This is a genomic window from Dechloromonas sp. TW-R-39-2 (assembly GCF_016864195.1).
Taxonomy (GTDB): Bacteria; Pseudomonadota; Gammaproteobacteria; order Burkholderiales; family Rhodocyclaceae; genus Azonexus.
On record NZ_CP045202.1, the window covers coordinates 1,782,964 to 1,795,415 of the forward strand.

Sequence of the window (12,452 nt, forward strand, 5' to 3'; positions counted from 1 at the left end):
CTTTTGATGACCGGCCTACCACGCATGGCTTTGCCCTATGAATTGATGATCGGCTTGCGCTACACCCGCGCCAAACGCCGAAACCACTTTATTTCATTTATCTCGCTGATTTCGATGCTCGGCATCGGACTCGGTGTGGCGGCGCTGATCGTTGTGCTGTCGGTGATGAACGGCTTCCAGAAAGAGCTGCGCACGCGCATTCTCGGTGTCGCTTCGCACATTCAGATTACCGGCGTGACCGGCGAGTTGAGCGACTGGTCGTCGATTGCCGCGCAGGCTGCCAAACATCCCGAAGTGCGGGCGACGGCGCCTTTTGTCCAGTCGCAGGCGATGTTTACGGTCGATGGCGGCGTCAAGGGATCGCTCGTCCGCGGCATCCTGCCCGATCAGGAAGATCGCGTTGCCGATTTTCGTCAGACGATCAAAAGCGGCAGCCTGGACGATCTGCGCCCCGGCGAGTTTGGGGTCGTGCTTGGTGCGGACCTGGCCCGGGCCTTGCGCGTCTTTACCGGCGACAAGGTGACGCTGATTGCGCCGCAGGGCACGGTCACGCCGGCCGGCGTCGTGCCGCGCCTGAAGTCCTTCAAGGTGGTTGGTATTTTCGAAGTCGGCATGTTCGAGTACGACAGCGGGCTGGCGCTGATTCACCTGCAGGATGCGCAAAAGCTCTACCAGATGGATGATCGTGTCACCGGCGTACGGCTCAAGGTGGACGATCTCTTTCAGGCACCGCGCATTGCACGGGAACTTGTGCGTTATATCGATGCCGATGCTTATTTGCACGACTGGACGAAAAGCCACGCCAATTTCTTCCGCGCGGTACAAATTGAGAAAAATATGATGTTTATCATTTTGTCGTTGATTGTTGCGGTGGCAGCATTTAATCTGGTGTCTACGCTGGTCATGGCGGTGACCGACAAACAGGCTGATATCGCAATTTTGCGCACACTCGGTGCCCGGCCTTTGTCGATCATGGCGGTCTTTGTCGTGCAAGGAGCGCTGGTCGGTTTTATTGGTCTGGGCATGGGGGTGTTGGGCGGTGTGGCTCTGGCGCTCAATATCGATGTCGTCGTTCCGTTCATAGAAAGAATTCTGGGCGTGCATTTCCTCTCGAAAGAGGTTTATTACATTTCCGATCTGCCATCCGACCTGCAGTGGGGCGATGTCTGGGGCGTCACCTTGATCGCCTTTGTGCTGGCGCTGCTGGCCACGCTTTATCCGAGCTGGCGTGCTTCACGGGTTAACCCGGCAGAGGCGTTGCGCTATGAGTGATCCGATTCTCGATGCTGCCGGGCTGGGCAAAGTTTTTCGTGGCAACGGCCTGGATGTTGCGGTACTGAGCGCAGTCGACCTGAGGATTCAACCGGGTGAAACTGTTGCCATCGTAGGTGCTTCGGGGTCGGGCAAAAGTACCTTGCTGCATCTGCTGGGAGGACTGGACTCTCCTTCCAGCGGGCATGTCCGGCTGATGGGGCGTGATTTTTCCTCGCTTGGTGAGGTAGACCGCGGTGATTGGCGCAATCGGCATCTTGGTTTCGTCTATCAGTTTCATCACCTGCTGCCGGAGTTTTCGGCCCAGGAAAATGTCGCCATGCCACTCCTGATTCGCCGTATCGAGCGTCAGGAAGCCCTGGAAAAAGCAGCGGAAATGCTTGTTGCCGTCGGTCTTGGGCATCGCCTTGAACACCGTCCGGGCGAGTTGTCCGGCGGAGAGCGTCAGCGGGCCGCGATTGCCCGTGCGCTGGTCAGCGAACCTTCCTGTCTGTTGGCCGACGAACCGACAGGTAATCTGGATCGCCAGACGGCGAATGCTGTTTTTGACTTATTGCTGGAGCGGGTTCAGTCCCAGAATGCCAGCCTGATCATGGTGACGCATGATCGACAACTGGCTGAGCGAGCCGGGCAAGTGTTACATTTGAATGACGGTGTATTGACCAGGCAATAAGTCTGGAAATCATGATAACCATTTGATCGAGAAACCAATGAGAACCATTTTCCTGCCAGCGATTCGCTTGATGAATGCGATCCGTTATCCCAGTAAATTTCTTTTGCTGGGGGCTGCAGTATCGATTGTGATCTTGATGCTGCTGCTTTTTGCATTCAAAACCCTGAGCAGGGATATCGTTTTTGCCGAGAATCAGTTGCAGGGCGTCCAGATGCTCAAGCCGCTCAATCGCTCGGCCCAGTATCTCCAGCAACATCGTGGCCTGTCGGCCGGATTGCTGGGGGGCAACGAAGGCATGCGCGACAAGCGTGCTGCCAAGGAAAAGGAAGTCGGCGATGCCATCACGGCGACAGAAAACCTGCTGCTCCCCGTGCTGCGTCAGGGAGCGGGCTGGAAAAAAATTCGTGCCGATTGGGAAACTTTGCGAGCACAGGGTCTGAACTGGAGCGTGCCGGACAACATCAAGGCGCACAATGCCTTGATCGACCAGATGCTGCTATTCATGGTGGAAACGGCGGATGCGACAGAAATGACGCTGGATCCGGCCATGGATACCTTCTACATGATGGATACCGTCGTGGTCAAAATGCCGGCCATGCTCGAACGGCTGGGCCAAACCCGGGCGCGCGGTACCGGTGTGCTGGCCAAGAAGGAAATTTCCCAGCAAATGAAAATCGACATTGCCAGTACCCTGGCTGAGATGTCGAATACCTTGCGGGCCCAGAATATCAATCTCGACAAGGTCGTTCATTTTGCCCCAGCACTTTCCGGTTCGCTTTCTGGTCCGGGCAAGGAGTTCTCCGATAATGTCGGCAAGGTTTTTTCGCTGGTTCGTGAAGACATCCTGACCGAACGCTTCCAGACCCCGGCGCAGGACTATTTCACGCTGACGACCGGAATCATCGATTCGGGCTACAAAACGATGTTCGATGTGCTGATTGTCGAGTTCGAGCGTCAGATCAACAGCCGCAAGAATGAAGCTGAACGTACCCTTTCCCTGATGCTGCTGCTTTCTCTCGGGGTTCTCCTGGCCGTCATCTACCTGGCTGTCGGGATGTATTACTCGGTGGTCGGCAGTGTTGGTGTTTTCTCCCAGGGAGCCAAGCGTCTGGCGGAGGGCGACCTGACCGCGCGCTTTGCGACCGAAGGCAATGATGAGCTGCATGCGGCAGGCGAGGATTTCAACGCCATGGCCCTGGCTTTCCGCAATTTGCTGGGAAATATCCAGCAGGAAGCCATTCAGTTGCGCCAATCTGCCGAACAGCTTTCACTTTCCAGTGCCCAGATTTCAGCCAGCGCCAGTGCCCAGAGTGATTCAGCATCGAGCATGGCGGCTTCGGTCGAAGAAATGACCGTGGGTGTCGATCACATTGCCAAAAACGCCCAGGATGCCCAATCCTCTTCTCGCCAATCTGACGCAGTCGCTGCCGATGGCGGTGCGATTGTTCAAGGGGTGGTCGATGAAATCCAGGGGATTGCCGAAACAGTCAATGATTCTGCGATGGCGGTTGAAGCGCTCGGCAAGCAGTCCGAGCAGATTTCGGCCATTGTCGGAACGATCAAGGAGATTGCCGACCAGACCAATCTGCTGGCCCTGAATGCGGCAATCGAGGCCGCTCGTGCCGGGGAGTCCGGGCGTGGCTTTGCGGTGGTGGCTGATGAAGTTCGCAAATTGGCCGAGCGCACCGCACATTCAACCCAGGAAATTGCCGGAATGATTGGTGCAATCCAGTCCGGTACCGGTGTTGCAGTCAGCAGCATGAAGCGTGGTGTCGGTCGCGTCGCCAGTGGTGTTGAGAAAGCGCAGCAGGCAGGTGAGGCAATTCTCAAGGTTCAGCAGCAATCGCGTGAAGTGGTTGAGTCGGTTGCTGAAATTTCTGTTGCCTTGCGCGAACAGGCTGCGGCCAGTACCGAAATTGCCCAGAATGTTGAACGGATTGCCCAGATGGCAGAGGAAAACGATGCCGCATCGGGGGTCAATGCAGCAACTGCGGGTCGCTTGCTGCAACTCGCCGAAACACTGAGCAGCCAGGTGGCGTGTTTCCGCACTTGATTTGATTGGAATTGACGTAGATCAAGGCGGCCATGGGCCGCCTTTTTTACTTGAGTGTTGTCGTGTTTTGCAGGTAAAGTCCGGCTATTGTTAAATTTAATATTTTTTCGGAGCCGAGATCATGAAATCCCTGTTCAGCCCGGCCGTTGCGCTGATGAATCGTCTTCGTTATTCAAGCAAGTTCCTGTTGCTTGGCGTAGCGGTTTCCTGTGTCATTGTGACGCTGCTGTTGACGGTCTTTGTGACATTGAACCGGGATATCGAAACGGCCCGTCAGGAAATTGCCGGTTTGCAGATGCTCAAGCCGATGAACAAGATGGTGCAGTTCATGCAGCAACATCGCGGTTTGTCTTCAGGTGTTCTGAATGGCAATGAGGCAATGAAGGAAAAGCGTGCCGCCAAGGAAAAAGACGTGGCGGAGGCTGTACTTGCGACCGATGCCGGCTTGTCGCCCACCTTGCGCCAAATGCCCGCCTGGAAAGCCATTCGCGATGACTGGGAGGCTGTGCGCAGCCAGGGCTTGAGCTGGACTCCGGCCGAGAATATCAAGCGCCACTCACAGATGATCGACAAGGCGCTGGTTTTCATGGTCGAAGTGGCCGATGAAACCCAGCTGACGCTTGATCCGGCCATGGATACCTACTATTTCATGGATACCGTGGTCACCAAGATGCCTGCCATGCTTGAGCCGCTGGGGATCACGCGTGCACGCGGCACTGGTGTCCTGACCAAGAAGGAGTTGACCGGGCAGCAGCGGGTCGATGTGGCTTCACTGGTGGCTCAGATGACCAGCACGCTGCGCGCGCAGAACAACAACCTGCAAAAGGTCATGCGCATGGCACCTGCGCTTCAGCCGTCCCTGAGCGGCCCGGCAAAAGAGTTTTCGGATGGTGCCGAGAAGGTGTTTGCGCTGGTGCGTGACGACATTCTGGGTGAGAAATTTGCCACTCCGCCGCAGGAATACTTTGCACTAACGACCCAGGTCATCGATCTGGGCTACAAGGTGATGTACGAGGTGCTGATTCCCCAGTTCGAAAAGCAATTGAACGAGCGGGTCAACGAGTCGCGCCGGATTCTGTGGTTGAACGCTTTGGCGGCCTTGATCGTCATGCTTGTCGTGGCTTACCTCTCGATCGGCACCTATTATTCGGTCATCAACAGCGTCAATGTTTTCTCGCAAGGTGCACGCCGTTTGGCAGATGGCGACCTGACCATCCATTTTGAAACGGCAGGGCAGGATGAACTGCATGCTGCCGGGGTTGATTTCAACGATATGGCGGCGGCTTTCCGCCAATTGCTCGGACGTATCCAGAGCGATGTCCAGCAGTTGCGCGGCGCAGCCGAACAACTGGCGACATCGAGCCAGGAAATTTCGACCAGCACCGGCGCGCAGAGTGATTCGGCTTCGAGTATGGCGGCTTCGGTCGAGGAAATGACGGTCGGTGTCGATCATATTGCGAGGAATGCGCAGGACGCCCAGAGTTATTCGCGTGAATCCGACGAAGTGGCCGCCAATGGCAGCCGCATTGTGCAAAATGTCGTGAACGAGATTCAGGGAATTGCCTCGACCGTCAATCAGTCTGCGGCTGCAGTCGAGGCGCTTGGGCAGCAGTCTGACCAGATTTCGGCCATTGTCGGGACCATCAAGGAAATTGCCGACCAAACCAATCTGCTGGCCTTGAATGCGGCGATTGAAGCGGCGCGGGCTGGCGAGTCAGGGCGTGGCTTTGCGGTCGTGGCTGATGAAGTCCGCAAGTTGGCGGAACGGACGGCCAAGTCGACCCAGGAAATTGCCGGCATGATCGGTTCGATTCAGTCCGGTACGGCAACGGCTGTGAGCAGCATGAAGCAGGGGGTCGAGCGCGTGGCCACCGGTGTGGAGCAGGCTCAACTGGCCGGTGATGCAATCGAAAAGGTTCAGCAGCAGGCTCGCCAGGTGGTTGATTCAGTTTCTGAAATTACCGTTGCCTTGCGCGAGCAGGCCAGCGCCAGTACGGAAATTGCCCAGAACGTCGAACGGATTGCCCAGATGGCGGAAGAGAATAACGCAGCCGCTTGTGGCAATGCCAATACGGCGACCAAGTTGCGCGAACTGGCGGAAACCTTGAGTAAAGAGGTCGCCCGCTTCAGGACTTGATCCTGCGGCGTTGCCTGGCACGTATCAGGTAGATACGCCAGGCTGCATGCGTCATCAGGTAGCCAGCAATTGCCAAGCCGCAGGCCAGGATGAAAAGTCCGACGCCGAGCGGCTTGGCTGCTTCCAGCATCCAGGACTGCATTGCCGCGGTCCACGCCACGAAATCAGCCGGATTCAGCGCCGGCGGTGCGACGAATCCAGATTGATCGCCGAGCAGCAAACGCCCCATCTGGTAAGCCACGATATACAGCGGAACAATGGTCAGCGGGTTGGTGTACAGCGTGACCAGCATGGCCAGCGGCAGGTTGACCCGGAATATCAAGGCACAAATCGCGGCACCGATCATCTGCAAAGGGCCGGGAATCAGTCCGCAAAAAAGACCGGCAGCCACAGCTCCGGCGGCCGAATGGCGATTCAGGTGCCATAACCGGGGGTGCAGCAGCGAAGACGCAAATGGCTTCAGCCAGGGATTGCGGCGAATGCTGTCGTGATCCGGCAGATATTTCTTGATGGTGCGGCGCATGAGTGCATTATTACAGCAGATGGGGGAATAATCGTCTTTGCAGATCGGTGTGTCGGGGATCTATCGCCTCGTGCCGATGCCGGGTGGTTTATGGTTGTATGACGAGAGTCTTGTCTTTATAGTCTGTGAAACAATGTGCGGGCAATGATTCCAGGCTGTGGTTCAAGCTAGCACTGTATAAGGGGTCGAAAAATCTTTGTCTTGATGCTTTTTCTTCCGGTTGCTCGTTATTTTCGGTGCAGGTTTCGCCGAACGTGTCCTTTTCTTTTGCTGTTTTTGTCGATTTTTGTTGGCCAGCCTGTTGCTGCGGTCGACTCCCCGCCAATAACTCAAAAAACTCGCGTACTGCGATTCGTGACCTACGCAGCCGAGCGCCCAAGCGAGGAGTTGCGCAAGATCGAACCTTTTCAGCGCCATGTTGAAGCGGTTCTGAATGCCAAAGGATTCAATCTCAGGATTGAATTGCGGATTTTTTCCACCTACACCGAAGCTCAGGAAGCCCTGTACAGCGGCAACTTCGATTTTGCCCGTATCGGACCGGCCAATTACGTGCTTGCCAGGGAACGCAAGGCACCGGTTCGCTTGCTGGTGATGGAAAGCCACCAGGGAGATACCTTCTTTGAAGGGGCGATATTTACCCGGAGTGATTCCGGTGTGACCTCGATGGCCGATATCAAGGGCAAGCGTTTCGCCTTTGGCGAGCAGACATCGACGACCGGGGCGTATCTGGCTCAGGCGGCACTGGTTCAGGCTGGGATCAAAGCGAGCGATCTGGGTGGTTTCGAATACCTGGGTCGCCATGACAAGGTTGCGCTTGCCGTTGCTGCCGGGACCTTCGATGTGGGCGCGACGAACGAGCGGACCATTGAAAAATACGCCGGCCGTGGATTGAAAAAGCTGAAGACATTTGTCACGCCGACCCAAGCCTGGGTCGTCAATGAAAGGCTCGACGGGCGTTTGGCCGATGCAATGCGGACGGCGCTGTTGCATGTCGATCAGAATGCCTTGAAATACATCGATCGCGATGGTTTTCTGCCTGGGCGGGAAAGCTATTTCGATGAGCTGCGCAAGGCCATGCGTCTTTCCCGACAGTTCGGAGGCTGATCATGATCAAGCTTTCCACCCGAATCATTACCGGCATGATCCTGGCGCTCACGCTGGTCTTGCTGCCGATGGCCTGGTATTCGGTACAAAAGGAAAGCGGTGAGTTGCGCGACATCATGCGTAATCAAGGGGAGGCTGTTGCCAGGTCGTTGGCTGCATTTGTCATCGAACCGATGGTTGCCCTTGATTACCCTGCGCTGGAGTACGCTCTGGAGACCATGGGTCGGGCAACGGAGCAAATCCAGTACGTCGAGGTTCGCCAGAAGGACAAAGTCCTGGCGCACTACGGTGAACGTCAGGCCAAGGGCGAAATATTCATTGTGCCGATTGAAATGCCTGGTCTGCACGATGCGCCAAAGCGTTATTTCGGTGAGCTTGAACTGGTCTATTCGCCCGAGCATTTCGAGCGCATCGTCAATAACCGGGTCGATGACCTGCTCATTTCTTCCTTGGTCATTTTTGTCATCCTGGCCTTGAGTTTGCGTTTTGTTGTCTCCCGCCTGGTCACACGACGACTGACCAAGTTGAGCAAGCTGACCAACCGGATCATTGCCGAGGAGTTGCGCGAGCAGGTCGCGCATGGCGCTGGTTCGCCAGTCTATGGCGATGAACTGGATCTTCTGCGCGAACGTTTCATGACCATGCTGGATGGCATTCATGCCCGGGACCGGGCGCGCGACGAGGCCGAACAAACGCTGCGCCAGTTGATGGTTGCCGTCGAGCAAAGTCCGGTCGGTATCTTGATGACCAATGTCCAGGGGGGAATCGAGTACGTCAATTCCGCCTTTACACAAGTCAGCGGCTATACCTTCGATGAAGTACGCGGACAAAACCCCCGTATTTTGAAGTCTGGCCTGACGCCACCCGAGGTTTACACCGATCTTTGGGGGACTTTGCTGGCCGGCAAGGTCTGGAAAGGGGAATTTACCAACCGACGCAAGAACGGCGAACTGTTCGCCGAGTTCTGCCTGATTTCTCCGGTGCGCGGAGCGGATGGCCAGATCAGCCACTACATGGCGACGAAGGAGGACATTACCGAGAAACGCGAGAATGCCCGCGAGCTGGACCGCTATCGCAACCATCTCGAAGCCTTGGTTGACGAGCGGACCACCCAGCTTGAAGAGGCTCGTGCAGTGGCTGTCGAGGCAAGTCAGGCGAAGAGCGTTTTCCTGGCCAATATGAGTCATGAAATTCGTACGCCGATGAATGCCATCATGGGCATGTTGCACCTGATGCGGCGCGATACCATCGATGTCCAGCAGCATGTCCGCCTCGACCGGATTGATGCTGCCGCACGCCATCTGCTGAGCGTGATCAACGATATCCTCGATCTCTCAAAAATCGAGGCCGGCAAGCTGGCGCTGGAGGAAACACGCTTGCACCTGCCCACCTTGATGGATAACACCGTGGCGATGCTGGCTGAACGGGCCGCCGACAAAGGGCTGGCACTGACACTGATGCCGGTTCGCTATGACGCAGATCTGCTGGGCGATCCGACACGCGTGATGCAGGGGCTGATCAATTTTGCCGGAAATGCCATCAAGTTTACCGAGCGGGGCTCGGTGATCCTGAGTTGCGACGTCATCGAAGAAAGCGCCGTCGATGTCCTCCTGCGCCTGAATGTGAGCGATACCGGCATCGGCATATCGCCGGAGGTGCTTGGCCGTTTGTTCAATGCTTTTGAGCAGGCAGATGGTTCGACTACCCGCAAATTCGGCGGCACCGGTCTGGGTCTATCGATTACACGGAGCCTGGCCCAGTTGATGGGCGGGCAGGTTGGGGTTGAAAGTATTCCGGGGCAAGGCAGCACTTTTTGGTTCACCGCTCGTCTGCGCAAGGCCGGACAGCACTTGCAGGCCGAGCCGGTCGTGGCGGAAACGCCGCCGGGCGAAGCCATTCGTCGCGATTTTTCCGGATTGCCTGTGTTGATCGTCGATGACGAAATGATTAACCGGGAAATCGCCGGTGAATTCCTCACCGAAACGGGGTTGACCGTGGAATTTGCCGAAAACGGGCTGCAGGCAGTCGAACTTTGTCGAACCCATGATTACGCGCTGGTGTTCATGGACATGCAGATGCCGGTGATGGATGGCCTGACTGCCACGGCGCAGATTCGTCGCCTGCCGAATGGCCTGACGTTGCCTATCCTGGCAATGACGGCAAATGCCTTCGCCGAAGATCGTGAAGTCTGTCTGGCTGCCGGGATGACGGATTTCATTCCCAAGCCGATCGACCCGGAGCGCATGTTTGCAACGGTTTATCGCTCCCTGCTCAAGGTCCGATCGACCGGCTAGTTTCGATCTGCCGACAAAATATCCGGACAAAGCTGCATGTCTGGATATTATATTGTCATGCGCTGTTCAATCCTTGCCTTTGCCTTCGGGGTGCTGTGCCTGCAAATGCAACCCGCTTTGCCGCACTGGATGCCTGCCTGCTTGGCGGCCGTTCCCGCACTGCCTTATCTCTGGACAAAGCCGGCAATAGCGTACCGGATTGCGGCGATTTTCCTGTGTTTTGCCATTGGTTTCGGCTGGGCGGCATGGTCGGCTGGGCAGCGTTTGCAGGATGAATTGGCCACCGAGCTGGAGGGGCAGGATATCCAGGTGCTTGGTGTCGTTGCCGAATTGCCGCAAGGCTTTGGGCGCGGTTCGCGTTTTGAATTTGTCGTTGAAAAGACGTTGACCGTGGCATCCGGTGTGCCACGACGCATCATGTTGTCGTGGTTTCAGGTGAACGATGCGGAGGGTGCCGCCGGTTTGCCGGCTATTCACCCAGGGGAACGCTGGCGCCTGACGGTTCGTTTGAAAAGGCCGCACGGCAACGCCAATCCCGGTGGCTTCGATTACGAAGCCTGGCTGCTTGAGCGCAACATCCGGGCGACCGGTTATGTCAGGCATAGTCCGGCTGCCGAGCGCCTGGATGCGCTGGTCTGGCAGCCGGCTTATCTGGTCGAGCTGCTGCGCGACAAGGCCCGGCAGCGTCTCGCTGAAATGCTGCCGGCGACCAGTCATCCCTGGGCTGGCATTCTCGTCGCGTTGACCATCGGCGATCAGCGGGCGATCGACGGTGACCTGTGGGTGACCTTCAACCGGACAGGAACCACACACTTGATGAGCATTTCCGGTTTGCATGTCACGATGGTTGCGGCCTTGTTCGGCTGGCTTGTTTCAACACTCTGGCGGCGAGTCCCCGCGCTTGCCTTGCGCCTGCCGGCCCAGAAGACCGGCCTCTTGGCTGCCTGCCTGGCGGCTTTCATCTATACCTTGCTGGCTGGTTTTGCCGTGCCGGCACAGCGTACTTTCTACATGTTGCTGGTCGCTGCGCTGGCGATGTTTTCGGGGCGCATCATCGCGCCCAGCCGGACGCTGTGCCTGGCTTTGCTGGTCGTGCTGTTGCTTGATCCGTGGGCGATTCTGGCCGCCGGGTTCTGGTTGTCGTTCAGCGCGGTCGGCGTGCTGCTTTATGTCGGATCGGCCGGCATTGGCCGGGTTGTCGGCTGGCGGCAGCACCTGGCGGCCTGGAGTCTGGTTCAGTGGGCCGCCACACTGGCATCGCTGCCGGTATTGCTTCTGGTCTTTCAGCAATTTTCACTGATTTCGCCGCTAGCCAATGCGCTGGCCATTCCCGTGGTCAGCTTTATCGTGACGCCGCTAGCCTTGCTCGGTGCGGTGCTGCCTTGGCCACCGATATTGGCTCTGGCGCATGCCGTGTTCGATGTGCTGATGGTTTTTCTGGCGTGGTGCGCTCTCTGGCCGGTCTGGCAAGCACCTGCGCCGCCGCTTTGGGTCGCGTTGGTCGCCGGACTGGGCGTGCTGGTCATTCTGTTGCCGCGTGGCGTACCCGGTCGGTTGATGGGGCTGGCGTTGCTGATTCCGGCGATATTCTGGCCAACGCTCAAACCTCAGCCCGGTGAGGTGTGGGTCAGCGTACTTGACGTTGGGCAGGGCTTGGCCAGTGTGGTACGCACTCGTCACCATACCTTGATTTATGATCCCGGCCCGCTCTACAGCGCCGAATCAGATGCCGGGCAGCGCGTTGTGGTGCCTTATTTGCGCTGGCTCGGCATCGATCGTGTCGATACTCTGGTGGTGACGCATCGTGACAGCGATCATTCCGGCGGTTCGGCCTCTGTCCAGTCGGCCATCAAGGTCGATCAACTGCTTTCGTCGGTCAGCCATTCAGGCGGCGAGCGTTGTCTCGATGGCCAGCACTGGAGCTGGGATGGCGTTTATTTCGAGGTGCTTCATCCGACATTGCAGGATTACGCGGTCAACGGCAAAGCCAACCATATTTCCTGCGTATTGCGGATCAGCAGTGGTGGACATCGCTTGCTCCTGACCTCGGATATCGAAGCGCCGGACGAGGCTGCGTTGCTTGCCCGTTATCCTGCCGATCTGCAGGCCGATGTCCTGCTTGTCCCGCACCATGGTTCACGGACTTCTTCGACGCCTCCGTTCATTGCCGCCGTTGGCGCCCGCCATGCAGTGATTCCGGTTGGTTACCGGAACCGCTTCGGGCATCCGAAAGAAGAGGTTGTCGGGCGCTATGAAGCGGCCGGTGTCGAGCTCTGGCGGACGGATCGTGATGGCGCCGTGCTCATCGCCCTTGATCAGGACGGTGTGGCGGTATCGGGCTGGCGACCCATGCATCAACGTTACTGGCATGGCCGTTGAGCGCAGCGTGATGATAA

The 12,452-nt window shown here is 57.3% G+C and carries 8 protein-coding genes; 7 read left to right on the top strand and 1 reads right to left on the bottom strand.

Going from position 1 to position 12,452, the window contains the following annotated elements; translation table 11 throughout:
* Positions 1–24: 24 nt before the first annotated feature.
* The 4 genes from GBK02_RS08480 to GBK02_RS08495 all read left to right on the top strand — a co-directional run bounded on the left by GBK02_RS08480 (position 25) and on the right by GBK02_RS08495 (position 6,135).
* The gene (locus GBK02_RS08480) at positions 25–1,272 is read left to right on the top strand and encodes a lipoprotein-releasing ABC transporter permease subunit (protein WP_203469342.1); all 1,248 of its coding nucleotides are present in this window, start codon (positions 25–27) and stop codon (positions 1,270–1,272) included.
* Positions 1,265–1,945, top strand: coding sequence for a lipoprotein-releasing ABC transporter ATP-binding protein LolD (gene lolD, locus GBK02_RS08485; protein WP_203466252.1), 681 nt, complete (start codon positions 1,265–1,267; stop codon positions 1,943–1,945). Before GBK02_RS08480 ends, lolD begins: the two co-directional genes overlap by 8 nt.
* Before the next feature lie 37 nt (positions 1,946–1,982).
* The gene (locus GBK02_RS08490) at positions 1,983–3,998 is read left to right on the top strand and encodes a methyl-accepting chemotaxis protein (protein WP_203466253.1); all 2,016 of its coding nucleotides are present in this window, start codon (positions 1,983–1,985) and stop codon (positions 3,996–3,998) included.
* A 121-nt stretch (positions 3,999–4,119) separates the two neighbouring features.
* Positions 4,120–6,135, top strand: a complete 2,016-nt coding sequence (locus tag GBK02_RS08495; protein ID WP_239002950.1) for a methyl-accepting chemotaxis protein — start codon at positions 4,120–4,122, stop codon at positions 6,133–6,135.
* Here GBK02_RS08495 and GBK02_RS08500 read toward each other — a convergent pair.
* Positions 6,125–6,658, bottom strand: a complete 534-nt coding sequence (locus tag GBK02_RS08500) for a DUF2062 domain-containing protein (RefSeq protein WP_203466254.1) — start codon at positions 6,656–6,658, stop codon at positions 6,125–6,127. The genes GBK02_RS08495 and GBK02_RS08500 overlap by 11 nt on opposite strands.
* Positions 6,659–7,012: 354 nt before the next feature.
* Between GBK02_RS08500 and GBK02_RS08505 the strand changes: the two genes are divergently transcribed.
* From GBK02_RS08505 to GBK02_RS08515, 3 genes are read left to right on the top strand one after another with little or no spacing between them, the layout of a single operon-like run.
* On the top strand, positions 7,013–7,762 hold the full coding sequence (locus GBK02_RS08505; protein WP_203466255.1) for a PhnD/SsuA/transferrin family substrate-binding protein: 750 nt from the start codon (positions 7,013–7,015) through the stop codon (positions 7,760–7,762).
* Positions 7,763–7,764: 2 nt separating this feature from the next.
* Complete coding sequence (locus tag GBK02_RS08510) at positions 7,765–10,056, top strand: response regulator (protein ID WP_203466256.1); 2,292 nt, start codon at positions 7,765–7,767, stop codon at positions 10,054–10,056.
* A 57-nt stretch (positions 10,057–10,113) separates the two neighbouring features.
* A complete protein-coding gene (locus GBK02_RS08515; RefSeq protein ID WP_203466257.1) occupies positions 10,114–12,435 on the top strand; it encodes a DNA internalization-related competence protein ComEC/Rec2 in 2,322 nt (773 codons plus the stop codon).
* Positions 12,436–12,452: the final 17 nt, after the last annotated feature.

Coding starts and splice junctions, on each gene's coding strand:
- GBK02_RS08480 (WP_203469342.1), top strand. CDS start 25: ATGGCTTTGCCCTATGAATTGATGATCGGCTTGCGCTACACCCGCGCC.
- lolD (WP_203466252.1), top strand. CDS start 1,265: ATGAGTGATCCGATTCTCGATGCTGCCGGGCTGGGCAAAGTTTTTCGT.
- GBK02_RS08490 (WP_203466253.1), top strand. CDS start 1,983: ATGAGAACCATTTTCCTGCCAGCGATTCGCTTGATGAATGCGATCCGT.
- GBK02_RS08495 (WP_239002950.1), top strand. CDS start 4,120: ATGAAATCCCTGTTCAGCCCGGCCGTTGCGCTGATGAATCGTCTTCGT.
- GBK02_RS08500 (WP_203466254.1), bottom strand. CDS start 6,658: ATGCGCCGCACCATCAAGAAATATCTGCCGGATCACGACAGCATTCGC.
- GBK02_RS08510 (WP_203466256.1), top strand. CDS start 7,765: ATGATCAAGCTTTCCACCCGAATCATTACCGGCATGATCCTGGCGCTC.
- GBK02_RS08515 (WP_203466257.1), top strand. CDS start 10,114: ATGCGCTGTTCAATCCTTGCCTTTGCCTTCGGGGTGCTGTGCCTGCAA.